Annotated in this window: 18 protein-coding genes; 13 read left to right on the forward strand and 5 right to left on the reverse strand. The window is 63.8% G+C overall.

Going from position 1 to position 19,139, the window contains the following annotated elements:
* The 5 genes from ABIB66_RS39220 to ABIB66_RS39240 all read left to right on the forward strand — a co-directional run.
* A partial coding sequence (locus tag ABIB66_RS39220; protein ID WP_354210713.1) for a chemotaxis protein CheW occupies positions 1 to 288 on the forward strand: 288 nt, incomplete at its 5' end.
* A gap of 31 nt (positions 289 to 319) precedes the next feature.
* On the forward strand, positions 320 to 706 hold the full coding sequence (locus tag ABIB66_RS39225; protein WP_007598955.1) for a response regulator: 387 nt from the start codon (positions 320 to 322) through the stop codon (positions 704 to 706).
* 60 nt (positions 707 to 766) lie between these two features.
* On the forward strand, positions 767 to 1,648 hold the full coding sequence (locus ABIB66_RS39230) for a CheR family methyltransferase (RefSeq protein WP_275174421.1): 882 nt from the start codon (positions 767 to 769) through the stop codon (positions 1,646 to 1,648).
* A 2-nt stretch (positions 1,649 to 1,650) separates the two neighbouring features.
* Complete coding sequence (locus ABIB66_RS39235; RefSeq protein ID WP_275174420.1) at positions 1,651 to 1,968, forward strand: PilZ domain-containing protein; 318 nt, start codon at positions 1,651 to 1,653, stop codon at positions 1,966 to 1,968.
* A gap of 141 nt (positions 1,969 to 2,109) precedes the next feature.
* The gene (locus ABIB66_RS39240; RefSeq protein ID WP_354210712.1) at positions 2,110 to 2,613 is read left to right on the forward strand and encodes a response regulator; all 504 of its coding nucleotides are present in this window, start codon (positions 2,110 to 2,112) and stop codon (positions 2,611 to 2,613) included.
* Positions 2,614 to 2,669: 56 nt separating this feature from the next.
* On the opposite strand, the gene ABIB66_RS39245 is transcribed toward ABIB66_RS39240, so the two are convergent.
* Positions 2,670 to 2,879 (reverse strand): hypothetical protein, encoded by a 210-nt coding sequence (locus tag ABIB66_RS39245; protein ID WP_354210711.1) that lies wholly within the window; start codon positions 2,877 to 2,879, stop codon positions 2,670 to 2,672.
* Positions 2,880 to 3,109: 230 nt separating this feature from the next.
* On the opposite strand from ABIB66_RS39245, the gene ABIB66_RS39250 reads away from it, so the two are divergent.
* On the forward strand, positions 3,110 to 3,745 hold the full coding sequence (locus ABIB66_RS39250; protein WP_007604420.1) for a response regulator transcription factor: 636 nt from the start codon (positions 3,110 to 3,112) through the stop codon (positions 3,743 to 3,745).
* Between the two features lie 110 nt (positions 3,746 to 3,855).
* Here the strand turns inward: ABIB66_RS39250 and ABIB66_RS39255 are convergent, their stop codons facing one another.
* The 3 genes from ABIB66_RS39255 to ABIB66_RS39265 all read right to left on the reverse strand — a co-directional run bounded on the left by ABIB66_RS39255 (position 3,856) and on the right by ABIB66_RS39265 (position 8,773).
* The gene (locus ABIB66_RS39255; protein ID WP_354258827.1) at positions 3,856 to 7,452 is read right to left on the reverse strand and encodes a PAS domain S-box protein; all 3,597 of its coding nucleotides are present in this window, start codon (positions 7,450 to 7,452) and stop codon (positions 3,856 to 3,858) included.
* On the reverse strand, positions 7,430 to 7,858 hold the full coding sequence (locus tag ABIB66_RS39260) for a response regulator (protein ID WP_354210709.1): 429 nt from the start codon (positions 7,856 to 7,858) through the stop codon (positions 7,430 to 7,432). The genes ABIB66_RS39255 and ABIB66_RS39260 overlap by 23 nt, the downstream gene beginning before the upstream one ends.
* A gap of 198 nt (positions 7,859 to 8,056) precedes the next feature.
* A complete protein-coding gene (locus ABIB66_RS39265; RefSeq protein ID WP_354210708.1) occupies positions 8,057 to 8,773 on the reverse strand; it encodes a GntR family transcriptional regulator in 717 nt (238 codons plus the stop codon).
* Between the two features lie 95 nt (positions 8,774 to 8,868).
* Here ABIB66_RS39265 and ABIB66_RS39270 point away from each other — a divergent pair, with 95 nt between their 5' ends.
* The 5 genes from ABIB66_RS39270 (at position 8,869) to ABIB66_RS39290 (ending at position 14,074) form a co-directional block, all read left to right on the forward strand.
* Positions 8,869 to 9,888: an ABC transporter substrate-binding protein gene (locus tag ABIB66_RS39270; RefSeq protein ID WP_354210707.1), complete on the forward strand. Its 1,020-nt coding sequence runs from the start codon at positions 8,869 to 8,871 to the stop codon at positions 9,886 to 9,888.
* Positions 9,888 to 10,649, forward strand: a complete 762-nt coding sequence (locus ABIB66_RS39275) for an ABC transporter ATP-binding protein (protein WP_354063246.1) — start codon at positions 9,888 to 9,890, stop codon at positions 10,647 to 10,649. The genes ABIB66_RS39270 and ABIB66_RS39275 overlap by 1 nt, the downstream gene beginning before the upstream one ends.
* A 12-nt stretch (positions 10,650 to 10,661) precedes the next feature.
* Positions 10,662 to 11,519 (forward strand): ABC transporter permease, encoded by an 858-nt coding sequence (locus tag ABIB66_RS39280; RefSeq protein WP_027515055.1) that lies wholly within the window; start codon positions 10,662 to 10,664, stop codon positions 11,517 to 11,519.
* The gene (araD, locus tag ABIB66_RS39285; RefSeq protein WP_354210706.1) at positions 11,516 to 13,255 is read left to right on the forward strand and encodes an L-arabinonate dehydratase; all 1,740 of its coding nucleotides are present in this window, start codon (positions 11,516 to 11,518) and stop codon (positions 13,253 to 13,255) included. The genes ABIB66_RS39280 and araD overlap by 4 nt, the downstream gene beginning before the upstream one ends.
* 99 nt (positions 13,256 to 13,354) lie before the next feature.
* Positions 13,355 to 14,074, forward strand: coding sequence for a ribonuclease activity regulator RraA (locus ABIB66_RS39290; RefSeq protein ID WP_354210705.1), 720 nt, complete (start codon positions 13,355 to 13,357; stop codon positions 14,072 to 14,074).
* A 187-nt stretch (positions 14,075 to 14,261) separates the two neighbouring features.
* Here the strand turns inward: ABIB66_RS39290 and ABIB66_RS39295 are convergent, their stop codons facing one another.
* The gene (locus ABIB66_RS39295; protein ID WP_354210704.1) at positions 14,262 to 16,367 is read right to left on the reverse strand and encodes a S9 family peptidase; all 2,106 of its coding nucleotides are present in this window, start codon (positions 16,365 to 16,367) and stop codon (positions 14,262 to 14,264) included.
* A gap of 150 nt (positions 16,368 to 16,517) precedes the next feature.
* Here ABIB66_RS39295 and ABIB66_RS39300 point away from each other — a divergent pair, with 150 nt between their 5' ends.
* Both ABIB66_RS39300 and ABIB66_RS39305 read left to right on the forward strand, forming a co-directional pair.
* Positions 16,518 to 17,954: an MBOAT family O-acyltransferase gene (locus ABIB66_RS39300; RefSeq protein WP_354210703.1), complete on the forward strand. Its 1,437-nt coding sequence runs from the start codon at positions 16,518 to 16,520 to the stop codon at positions 17,952 to 17,954.
* A complete protein-coding gene (locus tag ABIB66_RS39305) occupies positions 17,954 to 19,090 on the forward strand; it encodes a hypothetical protein (protein ID WP_354210702.1) in 1,137 nt (378 codons plus the stop codon). Before ABIB66_RS39300 ends, ABIB66_RS39305 begins: the two co-directional genes overlap by 1 nt.
* The last annotated feature ends 49 nt before the right edge of the window (positions 19,091 to 19,139 follow it).

Below are 19,139 nucleotides of genomic sequence, written 5' to 3' on the forward strand. Positions count from 1 at the left end.
ACCGTGGTCGACATGCGCGCCCGGCTCGGCCTGCCCAAGCCCGAGGACGGCAAGATCCCGATGGCGGTCGGCGTCGACCTGCGCGGTGAATCCTACGGCCTCTTGATCGACCAGATCGGCGAAGTGCTGCGGCTCGCCGAGGACGGCATGGAAGAAAACCCCGTCAATCTCGATCCCCGCATGGCCAAGCTCGCCGGCGGTGTCCACCGTCTCGACGGCCAGCTCATGGTCGTCCTCGACGTCGACCGCGTCCTCGAGCTCAAAACCGAAGTACAGATGGCTGCGTGAGCCCCAAAAACATCGAAGCCGGAGAACCAAAATGAAGACGTGTTTGGTGGTCGATGATTCAAGCGTCGTGCGCAAGATCGCACGCCGGATCCTGGAAGGCCTGGAATTCGAAGTCACGGAGGCCGAGGACGGCTCCAAAGCGCTCGAGGTCTGTCAGCACAAGCTGCCCGACGCTGTGCTGCTGGACTGGAACATGCCGGTGATGGACGGCTTCGAGTTCATGGGCCACATGCGCCGCCTGCCGGGCGGCGACCAGCCCAAGGTCGTGTTCTGCACCACCGAAAACAACGTGGCTCATATCGCTCAGGCGCTCAGCGGCGGCGCCAACGAGTACATCATGAAGCCCTTCGACAAAGACATCATCGCCGACAAATTCGCTGAAGTCGGCTTGATCCCGGTCGGACAAGCCATGGTCTGAGTTATCTGGCGAAGTGTTCCAGCCAGAGTGTTCCCAGTACAGCTTCCGAGAGGCCTATCCGTGACCCCGACCGAGTATGAGTATCTGCGTAAGTTCCTGAGGGATCATTCCGGCCTCGATCTGTCCGCAGACAAGCAATATCTGATTGAAAGCCGGCTGTTGCCGCTGGCGCGCAAGGCCGGCATCTCCGGCATCGGCGAGCTCGTGCAGAAGCTGCAAGGCGCTGGCTCGGGCGCGCTCGTCACCAGCGTGGTCGAGGCGATGACCACCAACGAGACCTTCTTCTTTCGCGACAAGGTCCCCTTCGATCATTTCCGCGACACCATCATGCCGGAGATCATCAAGGCCCGCGCCGGCCGCCGCAGCGTGCGCATCTGGTGCGCCGCCGGCTCGACCGGGCAGGAGCCCTATTCGCTGGCGATGAGCCTGAAGGAGATGGGTGCGGCCCTGACCGGCTGGCGCGTCGAGATCATCGCGACCGACCTGTCGCAGGAGGTGCTCGAGAAGGCCAAGGCCGGCATCTACAGCCAGTTCGAAGTGCAGCGCGGCCTGCCGATCCAGATGCTGATGAAATATTTCAAGCAGACCGGCGAGACCTGGCAGATCAATCCCGAGCTGCGGGCGATGATCCAGCACCGGCAGCTCAATTTGCTGCACGATTTCGCTCAGCTCGGCACCTTCGACGTCATCTTCTGCCGCAACGTGCTGATCTATTTCGATCAGGACACCAAGATCAACATCTTCAACCGCCTGGCTCGTCAGATCGAGGGAGACGGCTTCCTGGTGCTGGGCGCGGCCGAAACGGTGGTCGGACTGACCGACACGTTCAGACCGATTCCGGAGCGGCGCGGTCTCTACAAGCCGAACGACCCGCGTGCCGCGGCCGCCAAGCCGGCTCTCGCCGGCGCCGCGCCGCGCGTAGCGGTCATGGCAGGACGATAGGCATGGCCGAGGATGGCAAGGGCGCGGAACGCGTGACATTCAGTCGCGGCTATGATGTCTGCATCATGGCCATCGACGGCACTTGGCGCCGCGACTGCAAGCTCAACGCGATCTCCGACACCGACGCCGTCCTGACGGTGGAAGGCTCGATTCAGGGCCTGAACCTGAAAGAGTTCTTCCTGCTGCTGTCGTCCACCGGCCTTGCCTATCGCCGCTGCGAACTGGTGCGCGTCAACGGCGTCGAAATGGACATCCAATTCCTGCGTGGCAAGAACCGGAAGAAGCGCGGCGCAGCCGGTGGCCGTGACGAGGCGGCGTGATCTTCACGTGCGTCTCGTCGCCGTGCTCCGCGACATTGGTTCACATTTGCTGAAACATCCGACTGAATTTGCCGTCGCGGCTTTACGTCGCCTAAGCGCGAACCGGGTATCCATTGCCGGTCTCAATCTCAGGATACGGTAATGCCCAGAAGCTCTTTCTCACCTGTCCCGTCAAACCTGCCCGACGGCGCCGAGCGGCGCGCACTTCAGCTTCTGGTGGTCGATGACGACGCCACGCAGCGCAGCCTGATCACGGTCGCGGCCAAGCAGGCCGGCCACGAAGTCACCGTGGCGCCGTCCGTGGCCGAAGCGATCGAAAAACTCCGCACTGCGCGTTTCGACTGCGTGACACTCGATCTCGTGCTGGAGGATGGCGACGGCATCGACGTGCTGGGCGAGATGGCCAAGGCGAAATTTGGCGGCGCCGTGATCGTCATCAGCGGCATGGACGGCAAGCGCCGCAGCGCCGCCCGCAGCTTCGCCCGTTCCGTCGGGATCGAGCTCCAGAGCCTGCCCAAGCCGCTGGATCTGGCCGCATTGCGCATCAGCCTCGCCAATCTCGGCAAGACCGCGATGGGCCTGCCGGCGATGCACACCTGGGGTGGCGTCGCCACCGACGCGATCGTGGAGCGGCACCGCGCCTGAGCCGCGGGCCGCCATGCGATGAAAGAATGCGGTTGCCGCGTCGCAGCGATCGCGATCTACACCGTGCTGCCGGCTTCCGACAGGCATTCCAGGGCGTTGCCAAGGCCGGCCCGGCAGGCATCGAGAGCGGCGATCGCCGTGGCATGCCGGGGTGTGACATCGTCGAGCACGAAGACGTCGGCGGAACCTTCCGGATCGCTGCCGTGTTCTTGATCCATGGCTGTGGCGGTCCGGCGCATACTGGTCTCGATCTGCGAGATCAGCATGCGAAGGTCAGCCGCAATCAGCTCACGGCTCTCGATTTCGGGCATTGCGACGAGAGGCGGCGTAGCGCCCAATTTAGCATGGATATTCTCCGTCCTCTGCAATTAGGCGCCTTGCCGCTACTTGTGCGTTATGTCCATGTCCCGTACAAATACGGTGGGCCGAATCCGCGCCGAACGCCATAACGGTTGGGGCGGACGCGAGTCCTTCATGCCAACCGGATGTGTGGCACATGGCCGAACAAAGCTCTCGCGGTGAAATCTTCGTGGTCGACGACGACGCTGCCGTTCGCGACACCTTGTCGATGGTGTTGAAGGCGGCGGGCTATGAGGTGATCTGTTTTGCGGACGGCGCAGCATTGCTCTCCGTCGCGCGAAGCCGCACACCTGCAGCAGTCCTGCTCGACGTGCACATTCCCGGCAAGTCGGGTCTCGACATTCTCAATGAGCTGCACGGCGAAGACTATCCGGCACCGATCTTCATGATCTCCGGGCAAGGCGATATCGCGATGGCGGTGGGGGCCATCAAGAGCGGCGCGCTCGACTTCATCGAGAAGCCGTTCCGCGGCAGCGAGATCGTCGGCCGGCTCGACGAGGCGATCGGTGCCTATGCACGCAGGCAGTCGGAGAACGCGGCGCCGAAGTTCGGTTCGCTGCATTTCCCCGGACGCGAGCCGTTGACGCGCAGGGAACGCGAGGTGCTCGAGCAGTTCGCCGCCGGCGCCTCCAACAAGGAGGCCGGCCGCACGCTCGGCATCAGCCCGCGCACCATCGAGGACCACCGCGCCAACATCATGAAGAAGCTCGGTGCGCGCAATGCCGCCGATCTGATCCGGATCGTGATGACCGCGGCCCAGCGCGCGTCGTAAATTTATCGGTCAGTAGCCCGGATGGAGCGCAGCGAAATCCGGGGATCCGTGTCCACGGCAAGACACGTCCCGGATTGCGCTGCGCTCCATCCGGGCTACGGCCCCTCACATCAACTGCTCAACGCCTTGCGGATGGCCCGCGCCAGATCCGATTTGCGATAGGGCTTCGCCAGCAGTAGAACGCCCGAATCCAGCCGGCCGTGATGGATGATCGCGTTCTCGGTATAGCCGGACGTGTAGAGCACCCTGAGATCGGGACGCGTTCTCTGCAGTTCATCGGCGAGCTGTCGTCCGTTCATCTTGCCGGGCATGATGACGTCGGTGAACAGGAGGTCGAACGGTTTTCCGGCGGCGACGATTGCGAGCGCCTCCGCGGCGTTCGCAGCCTGCAAGGTGACGTAGCCGAGCGAATGCAGCTGTGCCAGCACGTAGTCGCGCACCAGCCGGTCGTCCTCGACCACCAGGATCGTCTCGTGTCCGCCCTCGATGGTCGCCGGCGTCACGCTCTCGCCGACCGCCGTCGGCGTCTTGCCGGGCGGCAGATACATCTTGATCGTGGTGCCGTGGTCTTCCTCGCTGTAGATCTTGATATGGCCCGCGGACTGCTTGATGAAGCCGTAGACCATCGAAAGCCCGAGGCCGGTGCCCTTGCCCGGTCCCTTCGAGGTGAAGAAGGGGTCGAACACCCGGGCCAGCATGTTGGCGGGAATTCCGCTGCCGGTGTCGCTCACGGCGATCAGCACGTAGTGGCCCGGCGGGACGTCGTTGACGCTGGCATAGACCTCGTCGAGATAGGCCGCGCCCGTCTCCACGATCAGCTTGCCGCCGCCGGGCATGGCGTCGCGGGCATTGAGCGCGAGGTTGAGGATCGCGGTGGTGAGCTGGCTCGGATCGACGGTCGCGACGCAGTTCTCGTCCTCGAACACTGATTCGATATGGATCTGCTCGCCCAGCGTCGGCCGCAATAATTTCGCGGTGTCGATGATCAGCGCGTTGACGTCGATCTCGCGCGGCTGGAGCGGCTGCTTGCGCGCAAACGCCAGCAGATGCTGCGTCAGCTCGGCGCCACGGCCGGCGGCTTCGTCGATCATCTTCGTGATCGCCGCGAGCTCCGGCTCCTTGGCCACCGCATCGGCCAGGATCTCGATCGTTCCGGTGATGACGGTGAGGATGTTGTTGAAGTCGTGCGCCACGCCGCCGGTGAGCTGGCCGACCGCCTCCATCTTCTCGGCATGACGGATGCGTTCATCGGCCGCGATCTTGTCGGTCAGGTCGCGGTAGAACGAATTGAGGAGAACGCCTTCGCGTCGCCGGAGCGCCGTGACGCTGAGCTCGGCCCTGAATTCCTTACCGTCGCGCCGCCGCACCAAAAGTTCGCGCCGTGGATTGGCTAGCGATTGTTGCTCGGATTCGAGAAAGAGCTTCAGTCTGGCCCTGACGCTTTCGCGCTCACTGGGGGCGACGAAAAGCTCGATCGCATTCTTGCCGATTGCCTCCTCACGCGTCCATCCGAAGAGCTTCTCGGCCTGCGAGTTCCAACTCAGGATGGCACCGGTGTGGTCTGTCTGGGTGAAGGCGTCGAGGGAGGTCTCGACGATATTGCGCGCAAGCTGCTCGCTCTCCCGCAAGGATTCCTGTGCGAGCCTCGCCTCGGTCATGTCGCGCCCGACGAAGAAGTAACGCTGGGCGTGGTCGGACCAGCTACCGAGCCAGGACAGCCAGACCTCGCGTCCGTCCTTGTGGAAGCAGCGGGTGTCGGCGAGCTTCAGCCGCTCGCCGCGCCTGAGCGCGCGCATCTCGTCGCGCGACTGGTCGAGATGGCCGGGATGAATGAAATCGGCGCCGCTGCGGCCGATCATCTGCTCCGGCCGGTAGCCGAGAATAGACTCGCTGCTCGGACTGATCTGCGCGATGTGGCCGCGCGCGTCCATCACCATGATCAGATCCTGCGAGGTGTCGAAAAGTTGTCGCCGTTCCTCAAGCTGCTGCTGCAGCGCCCGCTCGGCCCGACGCGCCTCGGTCAGGCTGCGCGCGGTGCCGGAGGCGCCCACGATCTCGCCCGATGGGCCCTTGATCGGCGACAGGCTGAGTGAGATTTCGACCGGCGTGCCATCCTTGCGCAGGCGCACCGTCTCGAAGCGTTCGATCGGTTCGCCTCCGGCGATCCGCCGCAAATAGTCCTTGCCTTGCTCGCGTCTGTCGGGTGGGACGATAATCGAGGTGGATTGCCCGATCGCCTCATTCGCCGGATAGCCGTAGAGGCGCTCGGCGGAGGCATTCCAGCCGGTGATGATGGCGTCGAGCGATTGCATCACGATCGCGTCGTCGGAGGATTCGACGGCGGCGCTGAACAAGCGCTCGCGCGCTTCATGATGGCTTCGCGCGGCCTCGGTGCGGCGATGTTCCTCGACCTCGCGTTCAAGAGCGGCCGTCTTCGCTCTCGTTTCTTCGACCATTTGGGCAAAGGCCCGCGCCAGCACGCCTGTCTCTCCGCTCGCATCGACGGGAATGTCGGCGCGCCGTCCGCTGCCGATCGCCTCCACTGCCGCGGTCAAACGCCCGATCGGCCGCGTCAATGAGCGCGCCAGCAGCATCGCAAGCAAAGCTGCGGCAAGGACGGCAAGCAGGCCAACCAGCGAGGAGGTTTTTTGAATGGCCGCCGGAACGCGGCTGAACACGGAGGAGGGGGCCGTCTCGATGACTGCCAACCACTCCTTGTCGGCAAGCAGCGCGGGCGCGATTGCCGCTCCACTCGGCCGGCCCGACCCGTCGCTCGTAAGCTGCGCCGATCCTTGCGGCAGGCCGGCCCGCGCTGCAAAGAACGGAAAGTCACGGCGCCAGTCATTTGCGCTGCCGCGCAATGTGCCGAATTCCCGCGCGCGATCGGGATGGACCAGATAGTCGCCGCGCGCGTTCACGACATAGATCTCTCCCCCGGCGCTCGCGGTCGAGCGGATTCGATCGAGCGCGGGACGCATGTCGATATTGGCGATGATAATGCCGAACGGCTTGCTATCCGGCGTGAACAGCGGCGTCGCGACGCGCAACGTCGGAATGTGAGGGTCCGTGGTTCCTCCCTGCCGGGTGGCGAGATCGAGGGGCGAAACATAGACGTCGCCCGGCGCCAATCGAATCGTCTCCTGGAAGTAGGTTCGTTCGCTCTTGCGTTCGAGTTCGCTGTTGGGGACGATCCGTGCTGCTCCGTTCGGGCCGGCGCGATCGACGCGGACCAGCTCGCGCTGGTCGTCGTCAAGGCCGATAATTCGAAATTGCCCGTAGCTGGGTTTCGCGTCGATCTCGGCTGCGAACCGCGCTGCGATGCGCTCGCGCCAGGTTTGCTCCGAAACGCCGTCGACGGCATCGATGCCTCCACCGACATGGGCGCGGATCAGGCCATTGATGGCAGCGGCGGAGCGATAACCGAGTAGATCGCCACGAGCGCCGGCAACGTAGGATTCAAGATGGGTGGCCAGCAGGCTCGACTGGGCTTCGATCCGCTCCAGGACCCGCGGAATGACGGCCTGGGTGATGTTGCGATAGCCGAGCCAGCCGACTGCGGCCACGGTGACCGCCACCAGCAGGATCATCGCGATTGCGAGCCGCGTAGCGAGCGTCATGGTGATATTTGCACCGCTTCCCGAATGGCCGTGCCCGTGCTCTGTTGGAACAGAATGAAGGTTCTTGTCATCGGCGGCCGGTGCTGACATCCGGATTCCTCACCGATGTCGTCCGCGTCGCGTCCAGGCAGCCGGCGACCGCGGCGAGCAGCGCGTCGGCCCGGAACGGCTTCTGCAAGCTCGCCACCGCGCCGAGCTTGGTCGCCATCTTGAGGAAGTCCGGCTCCGCATGAGCATCCGGCGTGGACGAACGGCCGGAAATGACGACGATCGGAATCGCCGGCTGCAGCGCCCGGATGTGGCGCATCGTCTCCAGGCCGTCCATGCCGGGCATGAAGATGTCGAGAAACAGCAGGTCGAACTGGCTGGCTTCGAACAGCGCAAGTCCCTTGCGGCCGTCTCCGGCGACGGTGATGTGATGACCAGCCCTCTCCACGAGCAGCCGAATCGTCATCTGCACGGCCGGGTCGTCATCCACGATCAGGATGTTGGCCACGTCTGGTATCCTCCGGGCCGGATGGGGTTTCCCAGCGACCGCAAATCAAACCATCAACTCTGAAATTGTTGCGCGGATTGCATCCGGCCTGCAAGCACTTCGCCATCGATCCGACAATTGCTCGCAAAAGGCGAATCGGTTGCGCCAGCTTATGCACGGTGACGTGCACAAGCGCTCGCGACAATCGGGCCCCATAGGCTAGTCGGTCAGGTATTCCGGATAGTGGCTCCGGATCGTGTCGAGCTCGCTCAGCGTGCCCGACAGGTGCTTGCGCAGATGCTGTTGCGCGGCATCGGCGTCGCCGGCCTCGATCGCGCGCGTGATCAGCTTGTGGTGGCGAAGGATGTTCTGGGCCTTACCGGGTGAGGGCAGATGCAGCCGGCGCAGCCGGTCGATATGTCCGCTGCGACTGCGCACCAGCGTCCAGAGCTCCTGCTTGCCGGCCGCGGCATAAAGCTGCGCGTGAAAATCATTGTCGCCGGCAATGAAGCTCTGGAAGTCTCCGGCCTTGGCGAATTGCTGCTGGAGCGCGATCGTGTGGTCGAGGCGTATGACCAGGGCTTCGTTGTGCTGCTGCGCAAGCAGCCGGACGATTTCGAGCTCCAGCGCTTGGCGCAGGAAATGGGCCTGCTCGGCCCGACCGACATCGACCCGGCTGACGACGGTGGCGTGCTGCGGAAACACGTCGACCAGCCCTTCTTCCTCCAGCCGCATCAAGGCGTCGCGGATCGGCGTCGAACTGACGCCGAATTGTGCGGCGAGATCCGTGCGCGACAGCGGCGAGCCCGGCGGCAGTTCGAGCGCGAGAATGGCGTTGCGCAGCCGCTCGAACACTTGCGGTGCCGCCTGCCGGGCCCGGTCGAGCCGCGCGCCGGAACGGGCGGCCGCGCGCGGCGCGGGGTGGGGTGTTTCCATAGGAAGGGCTCCGGCCGGCCTTGCCTTTGAGGCACTAATACATTAGTGCATCAGTGTGATCGCTCGTCAATGGCGGCCGGAGGAAACGAACAACAATGATCAAGCAATTGCAGTGCGGCCTCACGGCCATCGCCCTGATCGCCGCAACGGCGCTGACGGCCTCGCCCGCGAAGGCGCAGCAAAAGTCCGAGATCTCGCTGTCGCGCCAGCCCGGCATTTTCTACATGCCGAGCCACATCATGGAAAAGCAGAAGCTGATCGAGAAACACGCAGCCCAGCTCGGGGTAGCGGGTGTCACCACCAAATGGGTCACCTTCTCCGGCGGCGGCGCGCAGACCGATGCGCTGCTCGCGGGCGGCGTCGACATCCTCAACACCGGCACCGGCAATCTGCTGCTGCTGTGGGACCGCACCCGCGGCGGCGTCAAGGGCATCGTCGCGACCTCGGCACAGCCGATGACGCTGATCAGCCGCGACGCCAACATCAAGTCGATCAGGGATTTCGGCCCCGGCGACAAGATCGCCGTGCCGACCGTAAAAGTCTCGACCCAGGCGATCGTGCTCCAGATCGCCGCCGCCGAAGCCTTTGGTGCCGACCAATGGTCGAAGCTGGACGTCAACACGGTGCAGCTCGGCCATCCCGACGCCTATGCGGCGCTGTCCAACACCAAGCACGAGGTCCACACCCATTTCTCGATTCCGCCGTTCACCTTCCTCGAGCTGAAGAACGTGCCGGGTGCGCATGTCGTGCTGTCGTCGCCTGACGTGATGGGCGGCCCGCTCAGCCAGGCGCAGTTCTTCACGACCACGAAGTTCGCCGATGCCAACCCGAAAATCATCCAGGCCGTGCGCGATGCGACCAAGGAAGCGCAGGATCTGATCCGCAGCGACACCCGACAGGCGGTCGAGATCTACAAGGAGATCACCGGCGACAAGACCTCGGTGGAAGAGCTGCTCGATCTCCTGAAGGAGCCCGGCATGATGGAGTGGAATCTCGAACCGCAGGGCACCATGAAATTCGCCGCCCATCTGTTCAAGACCGGGACCCTGAAGACCCAGCCCAAGGCCTGGACCGATTACTACCTCCCCGTCGCGCACGATCTGAAGGGCAACTGATGGCGTTGCTCGACGTCAGCTCCGTGACGCTGCGCTACAAGACCTCCAGCGCCGTCGTCACCGCCACGGAAAGGGTGAGCTTCACAGTCGGCAAGTCCGATCGCTTCGTGCTGCTCGGGCCGTCCGGCTGCGGCAAGTCGACTTTGCTCAAGGCCGTCGGCGGCTATATGAGCCCGAGCGAAGGCCGCATGACCATCAACGACCGCGAGATCCACGGTCCCGGCGCCGATCGCATGATGATCTTCCAGGAGTTCGACCAGTTGCTGCCCTGGAAGAGCGTGCTGGCCAACGTGATGTTTCCGCTGCTGACCGCGCGAAAATTGTCGCGTAAGGACGCCGAAGCGCGGGCGCGGGCCTATATCGAGAAGGTCGGCCTGACCCGCGTGGTCGATGCCTATCCGCACACGCTCTCCGGCGGCATGAAGCAGCGCGTCGCGATCGCGCGCGGCATGGCGATGGAGCCGGACATCCTGCTGATGGACGAGCCGTTCGCCGCGCTCGACGCGCTGACGCGCCGAACCTGCCAGGACGAGCTGCTCCAGCTCTGGAGCGAGACCAAATTTACCGTGCTGTTCGTGACCCACTCGATTGCGGAAGCGATCCGCATCGGCAACCGCATCCTGCTGCTGTCGCCGCACCCCGGCCGCGTCAAGGCCGAGGTGGTCGACGTCGACAAGGTCTCGAATGACGACGGCAGTGCCGGCCGGCTCGAGAAGGAGATTCATGATCTCCTGTTCGCCGCCGAAGCAACGGCGCATTGAGGGGAGCCTTTCATGGGCGAAGCCAGGATTCTGCTACGTGAGGCGCCGGTCGCCGGTAGCGCAGCCGAAGTCGAGCGCAAGCTGAGCGTGCTCGAGCTGTTGTGGAACGATGGTTTTGTCCGCAAGACCGTCATCATCCTGTTCCTCGCGGCGGTCTGGGAGGCCTACGGCCTCACCCTCGACAATCCCCTGCTGTTTCCGACCCTGCACGACACGATCCTTACGCTCTACGACCGCGTCAAGGACGGCACGATTCCCATGCGGGCCTGGGCGTCGCTGAAAGTGCTGTTCATGGGCTATTCGGCCGGCATCGCGCTCGCCGCGATCTTCACCGTGCTCGCGATCTCGACCCGCATCGGCACCGATTTCCTCGAGACTGTTACGGCGATGTTCAATCCGCTGCCGGCGATCGCCCTGTTGCCGCTCGCTTTGATCTGGTTCGGTCTCGGCAACGGCAGTCTGGTGTTTGTGTTGATCCATTCGGTGCTGTGGCCGGTCGCGCTCAACACCCATTCCGGCTTCAAGAGCGTGTCCAACACGCTGCGCATGGTCGGCCGCAATTACGGCCTGCGCGGATTGCCCTACGTGGCGAAAATCCTGATCCCCGCGGCGTTCGGCTCGATCCTGACCGGTCTCAAAATCGGTTGGGCCTTTGCCTGGCGCACGCTGATCGCGGCCGAGCTGGTGTTCGGCGTATCGTCGGGGCAGGGCGGGCTCGGCTGGTTCATCTTCGAAAACCGCAACCTCCTCGACATACCTGCGGTCTTCGCCGGCCTCTTGACGGTGATCATCATCGGGCTTTTTGTCGAAAACCTGATCTTCCGCGCCATCGAGCGGAACACCGTGCAGAAATGGGGCACCCAATCATGACCAAGAAGAAACTGACGCCCGACCAGCTCCGCAGCGCGCGCTGGTTCGCACCCGACGATCTCCGCTCGTTCGGCCATCGCTCCCGCACCATGCAGATGGGCTACGCGCCGGAGGAGTGGAAGGACCGCCCCATCATCGCGATCCTCAACACCTGGTCGGACGCGCAGCCATGCCACATGCACTTCAAGTCGCGCGTCGATGACGTCAAGCGCGGCATCCTGATGGCGGGTGGCCTGCCGCTGGAGCTGCCGGCGCTGTCGCTGTCGGAATCGCTGCTCAAGCCGACCACCATGCTCTATCGCAATCTGCTGGCGATGGACGCCGAGGAGCTGCTGCGCAGCCATCCGGTCGACGGCGTGGTGCTGATGGGCGGCTGCGACAAGACCACGCCCGCGCTGCTGCTGGGCGCGACCTCGATGAACATTCCGGCGATCTATCTGCCGGCCGGCCCGATGCTGCGCGGCAATTGGAAGGGCAAGACGCTCGGCTCCGGCTCGGACGGCTGGAAATACTGGGACGAGCGGCGCGCCGGCAAAATCTCCGACAAGGACTGGCTCGACATCGAGGCCGGCATTGCGCGCAGCTACGGCACCTGCATGACCATGGGCACGGCTTCCACCATGACCGCGATTGCCGAGGCGATCGGCATGACGCTGCCGGGCGCCTCCTCGATTCCCGCCGCTGATGCCAACCATATCCGTATGGCCTCCGAATGCGGCCGCCGCATCGTCGAGATGGTCTGGGAAGATCTGACGCCGAAGACGATCCAGACCCACAAGGCGTTCGAGAACGCGATCGCGGTGGCGATGGCGATGGGCTGTTCGACCAATGCGATCATCCATCTGATCGCGCAGGCGCGCCGCGCCGGTCTCGACATCGGCCTCGACGATTTCGAAATTGCGAGCCGCAAGGTGCCCGTCATCGCCAATGTGCGGCCGAGCGGTGACGCCTATCTGATGGAGGATTTCTTCTATGCCGGCGGGCTGCCGGCGCTGATGGGGCAGATCAAGCCGCATCTGCATCTCGACTGCATCACCGTCACCGGTAAGACCGTGGGCGAGAACATCGATGGCGCCGAGGTCCACAATGACGACGTGATCCGCTCGACCGCCAATCCCATCTACAAGGAAGGCGCACTCGCCGTGCTCAAGGGCAATCTCGCGCCCGATGGCTGCGTCATCAAGCCGAGCGCCTGCGCGCCGCGCTTCCTCAAGCACACCGGACCGGCGCTGGTGTTCGACGACTACCCTTCCATGAAGAAGGCGGTCGACGATCCCGATCTCGACGTGACCGAAGACCACATCCTCATTCTGCGGAATGCGGGGCCGCAGGGCGGGCCGGGCATGCCGGAATGGGGCATGCTGCCGATCCCGACCAAGCTCGTGAAGCAGGGCGTCCGCGATATGGTGCGGATCTCCGATGCGCGCATGAGCGGCACCAGCTACGGCGCCTGCATTTTGCACGTCGCCCCCGAATCCTATGTCGGCGGGCCGCTGGCGCTGGTGCGGAACGGCGACCGCATCACGCTCGATGTCGCCGCCCGCACCATCAATCTCGATGTGTCGGAAGCCGAGCTCGAAAAGCGCCGCGCCGCCTGGAAGCAGCCCGAGCGCCGGTTCGAGCGCGGCTATGGCTGGATGTTCACCAAGCACATCAAGCAGGCCAATGACGGCTGCGACTTCGACTTCCTTGAAACTGATTTCGGCGCGCCGATCGGCGAGCCCTCGATCTACTAGTTTCACCGTCGTTCTGGGGCGCGAAGCGAACCCGGAACCTCGAGATTCCGGGTTCGATGCTTCGCATCGGCCCGGAATGACGACAAGAGAGAGCACGAGATGACCAAACTCACCGAAGCCGCCCGCAACAAGCTCAAATCCGTCTCCACCGCCACTGTCGCCACCGCGTTGTTCAAGCGTGGCCTGCGCATCCAGATGATCCAGGATGTGCACCCGCTCAGTGCCGGCCAGCCGACCATGGTCGGTGAAGCCTTCACGCTGCGCTATATGCCGGCCCGCGAGGATCTCAACACCATCGACGTCTTTAGGAATCACTCCCATCCGCAGCGCAAGGCGGTGGAGGATTGCCCGCCAGGCAGCGTGCTGGTGATGGACAGCCGCAAGGACGCACGTGCCGCTTCCGCCGGCGCGATCCTGATCACGCGCTTGATGAAGCGCGGTGTCGCCGGTGTCGTTACCGACGGCGGTTTCCGCGATTCGGCCGAGATCGCCAAGCTGGGTATCCCCGCCTACCACCATCGCCCGAGCGCACCGACCAATCTGACGCTGCATCACGCCATCGAGATCAACGTTCCCATTGGCTGCGGTGACGCGCCGGTGTTTCCTGGCGACGTCATTCTCGGCGACAGCGACGGTGTGATCGTGATTCCCGCGCATCTCACTGAGGAGATCGCCAACGAGACCTTCGAGATGACCGCGTTCGAGGATTTCGTCACCGAGGAAGTCAACAAGGGCCGCGGCATTTTCGGTCTCTATCCGGCAACCGACCCGCAGACGCTGACCGACTTCGCCGCATGGCGGAAGGCGAACGGAAGGTAAAGGACGACAACTCGTCCCACAATCTCCGTCGTCGTCCTGGCGAAAGCCAGGACCCATTACCCCAGGGAGTAGTTTGGCGAAGACTTGGAGTCGTCGTGTTTTCGCGCGGTACTGACACCGATCTTTATCGGATAGATCACGCGGTATGGGTCCCGGCCTTCGCCGGGACGACAGCGCAGGGTGTCGCTTACACCCCCGCCTCCGCCATTCCCGCCGCCCACAGCGCGAACGCGTAGACGATCGCGACTTCATCGAGCCGGTTGAAGCGTCCCGAGGCGCCGCCGTGGCCGGCGCCCATGTTGGTGCGGAGCAGGACCGGGCCGCCGCCGCTCATCGTTGCGCGCAGGCGCGCGATCCATTTGGCGGGCTCCCAGTACGTGACGCGCGGATCGGTCAACCCGCCCATCGCCAGGATCGCGGGATAGTCTTTCGCCGCGACATTGTCGTAGGGCGAATACGACAGGATGGTGCGGAAATCCTTTTCGCTCTCGATCGGGTTGCCCCATTCTGGCCATTCCGGCGGCGTCAGCGGCAGCGTGTCGTCGAGCATCGTGTTGAGCACGTCGACGAACGGCACTTCGGCAACGATGCCGGCGAACAATTCGCCGGCGCGGTTCGCCACCGCGCCCATCAGCATGCCGCCGGCCGAGCCGCCGTGGCCGACGATGCGTTTTGCACTGGTGTATTTCGCATCGATCAGCGCGCGGGCGCTGGCTGAGAAGTCGTCGAACGAATTCGTCTTCTTCTCGCGCTTGCCGTCGAGATACCAGCCCCAGCCCTTGTCGGCGCCGCCGCGGATATGGGCGATGGCATAGACGAAGCCGCGATCGACCAGTGACAGCCGGTTGGCGCTAAACGAAGCCGGCATCGCCATGCCGTAGGAGCCGTAACCGTAGAGCAGCAGCGGCGCCGCGCCGTCGAGCGTGAGCTCGCGGCGATGGAGGATCGAGACCGGCACCTCGGCGCCGTCCTGCGCCTTCGCCATGATGCGCGTCGTGACGTAGTCGGCAGCATCGTGGCCGGACGGAATCTCCTGCCGCTTGCGCAGGGTGCGCGTCCGCTTGACCATGTCGTAGTCATAGACTTCCGACGGCGTCGTCATCGACGAATAGGCAAAGCGCAAATTCGTCGTCTCGAATTCGTAGGAGCCCATCGTATCCAGCGAATAAGCCGCCTCGTCGAACGCGATGGCATGCTCTTCCTTGGTCGCGAGGTCGCGGATCACGATGGACGGCAACGCATTGGCGCGCTCCAGCCGCACCATGTGGCCGGCATAGAGATCGAGGTCGATGATGTAGATGCCGGGACGATACGGGATCAGATCGCGCCAGTTCTTGCGCTCGGGTGAGGCGAGCGGCGCGGTGACGATCTTGAAGTCGATGGCTTCGTCGGCGTTGGTGAGGATGAAGAGTTCGTCGCCGCGGTCGGCGAGCGAATATTGCACGCCTTCCTCGCGTGCCGCGACCAGGCGCGGCGGTGCGTCGGGGTGGGCGAGGTCGATCAGCCGCTGCTCGGAGGTCTCGTGGTCGCCGCCCGCGATGACGCAGAAGCGGCCGCTGGTGCTCTCCTGCAGATGGGTGAACCAGCCGGAATCCTGCTCTTCGTAGACCAGCGTGTCGTCGACCTGCCGAGTGCCGAGCTTATGCCGCCACACCTGCATCGGCCGGTGATTGTCGTCGAGCTTCACGTAGAAGAACGACGTGGCGTCCTTGCTCCAGACTACGCCGCCGTCGGTTTCCTCGACGACGTCATCGAGGTCCTTTCCGGTCGCCCAGTCGCGCACGCGGATCGAGAAATATTCCGAGCCCTTGGTGTCGGCGCTCCAGGCCTGCAGCCTGTGGTCGTTCGAGTGCCGGCTGCCGCCGAACTTGAAATAAGTATGGTCCTTGGCGAGCGCATCGCCGTCGAGCACGATGTGGCCTTCGCCGCCATCGCGCGGCATGCGGCCGAACAGCTCGTGCTGACCACCTTCGCGGAATTTGCGGAAATAGGCGAAGGGACCATCCGGCGACGGCACGCTGGAATCGTCCTCCTTGATCCGCCCCCGCATCTCGCCCACCAGCGTCTTCTGCAGGGCTGCAGTATGGCCGAGCAGGCTCTCGGTGTAGCCATTTTCTGCGTCGAGATATTTGCGGATGTCGGGATCGAGCACCGCGGGGTCGCGCAGCACCTCCTGCCATTTCTCGTCCTTCAGCCAGGCATAGTCGTCGGTCACGGTAATGCCGTGCCGCGTGAAGGAATGCGGCCGGCGCGGGGCGACGGGAGGCTGGGAAGGTGTTTTGGCTTGTGTCACTCGATCCTCATTCAGATGCGTCCTGCCTTATATCGTCCCGATTCCGCGAATTGCCAGCGCTACAGCGCCAAGGACCGCGCCAAGTCGCCGGGTTGTTGATCGGCCCCTTCTATGCTTTAGGCTTCCTATCCCCGCCGCCGGTCCAGCCTGATGCTGTTCAATTCCTACCCGTTCATCCTGCTGTTCCTGCCGGCCGCGCTGGCTGGCTATTTCTGGCTCGGGCTGCGCAGCAATCTGGCCCCGGTGATCTGGCTGGCGGTGGCCTCGCTCACCTTCTATGCCATCGGCAACTGGCAGTTCGTCGCCCTGTTGCTGATATCGATCGCCTTCAACTACGGCATAGGCCATCTCCTGATCGTGGCGAAGCTTGCTCCGTCGCAACGAAAGGCGGCACTTGCCGTCGGCGTCGCCGGCGACCTCCTCGTGCTCGGCATCTTCAAATATGCCGGCTTCGTCACCGAGAACATCAATGCACTGGCCGGCACGCATTTCGAGGTCCACATCCTGCTGCCGGTCGGCATCTCCTTCTACACGTTCACCCAGATCGCGTTCCTGGTTGACGCATGGCGCCGGCAGGTCGCGGCCTACGCGCTGCCGCACTACGCGCTGTTCGTGACATACTTTCCCCATCTGATCGCGGGACCAATCCTTCACCACAAGGACATGATCCCGCAATTCGAACGGCAGGAAACCAAGCGTCCGCATGGGCATCTGATCCTGTGCGGCCTCATCATCTTTGCGGTCGGCCTGTTCAAGAAGACGTGCCTTGCCGACGGCATCCAGCCGCTGGTCGCGCTCGCCTTCGATGCGCGCGCGCCGAGTTTTGATCAGGCCTGGCTTGGCGCGCTCGCCTACACCTTCCAGCTCTATTTCGACTTCTCCGGCTATTCGGACATGGCGATCGGGATATCGCTGATGTTCGGCATCTTCCTGCCGGTCAATTTCAACTCGCCCTACAAGGCCGTCAGCATCGTCGAATTCTGGCGCCGCTGGCACATGACGCTGTCGCACTTCCTGCGCGACTATCTCTACATCCCGCTCGGGGGCAACAGGCGCGGCCGCGTGCTCCGTTATGTCAATTTGCTGCTGACGATGCTGCTTGGCGGGCTCTGGCACGGCGCGGCCTGGACTTTTGTCATTTGGGGCGCGCTGCATGGCGCCTATCTTTGCGTCAATCACGCTTTCAACGCGCTGGTGCCGAATGTTCCGAACTTGCTCGCGCGCCCAACTCGCATCGCCGGGGCCGTGCTGACATTTCTCGCCGTCGTTGTCGCCTGGGTATTCTTCCGCGCCGAGCGGGTCGATTGGGCCATGCGGATTCTGAATGCGATGGCCGATCCCTCGAACATCGTGTTCGGCCGCGAGGAGATCGCGGCGCTGGTGCAGGTCGCAATTTATGCGGCGCTGGTGTGGCTGGCGCCGAACACGCAAGGACTCATGGGGTACGACCACGCCAATCGCAGGGTCGGCGAGGGCCTGATGGCCGGACGGATGCGGCCGCTGGTCCTGTATGGCGCGTCGCTGGTGCTGGCGTTCGGGATCTTGGGTATCCAGAGCCACAGCGAATTCATCTATTTCCGGTTCTGATGCGGGGCGCGTTCACACATCCAGGGCGTCTTCTCTTCGCGAGCATCGCGTGCGTGCTCGGGGCGGCGGCGCTCACCTATGTCATCGATCCCCTGCAGCTGTTCCGGCCCTCGCGTCTCATCGCGCCGTTCTATTCCGATGACACGCGCGTGCAGAATGCAGGGCTGATCCGCAGCCAGTCGTTCGACGCGGCCTTCATGGGTACCTCGCTCGCGATCCATTTCCGTCAGAGCGACATCGACCATGCGCTTGGCGTGCACTCGCTGAAGTTGGCGATGACCGGCTCCAATTCGCGCCAGCAGGGCTTTGTGCTGGAGCAGGCAATCGACCGCGGCGCAAAGCGCGTGATCTGGCAGATGGACGACTTCATCTTTGTCGATGCGGCCGACATCGAGACGGATCCCTATCTCTCTGCCGATCTCTATCGCGGGACGGCAAAAGGCATCGCGTCGTACGTGTTCAGCGCGGCGATGGCGAAGGAGTCCCTGTTCGCATTGCTGCGGTCGGTTCCGCCGTTGCGGCAGCCGTTGACCCGGGCGGCGCCTTTTCTGCCAATCAAGTTTGCGCTTGAAGACGTCGACGACATCTATGCGCTGCCGCGGGATGTCGACGTCGCGCGCGCCTATAATGCGAAAAGGACGCTCGCGGCCTTCGCCTATATCACCGATCCCGTACGCAGCCGATTTCTCGGCGAAGGCTATCGTTACGACGCCATGGTGCGGCATTTCGAGCATGACGCCGTCGGCCTGATCGCGCGCCATCCGGACGTGACCTTCGACATCTACTTCCCGCCCTATTCGATCCTGCAATTCGTCGCGATGCGCGATGCTTCGCCTGCGACGCTGAAGATCGTCACCGACCTCACGGCCGTCATTGCGCAGCGCCTGACCCAGCTTCCCAATGTGCGCCTGTACGATTTCCGGGCGATCAAGGACGTGACGCACGACCTCGACAACTACGGCGACGTCATCCACCATTCGCCGATCGTCGATGCGAAGGTGCTGTCGTGGCTGGCGCACGGGGAATATCGGGTCGATCCGAAGGCGCCACTTGCGTCGCTGGATGAGCTGAAGGCGCAGGTTGAAGCGTATCGGCTAAAGCAACCGGGTCGTCCCGGCGAAGGCCGGGACCCATAACCCCAGGGAGGAGTTTGGCGAAGACTCGGAGTGAAACGGTCCTCGGTAC

It is taken from the genome of Bradyrhizobium sp. F1.13.3 (assembly GCF_040548265.1).
Classification (GTDB): Bacteria; Pseudomonadota; Alphaproteobacteria; order Rhizobiales; family Xanthobacteraceae; genus Bradyrhizobium.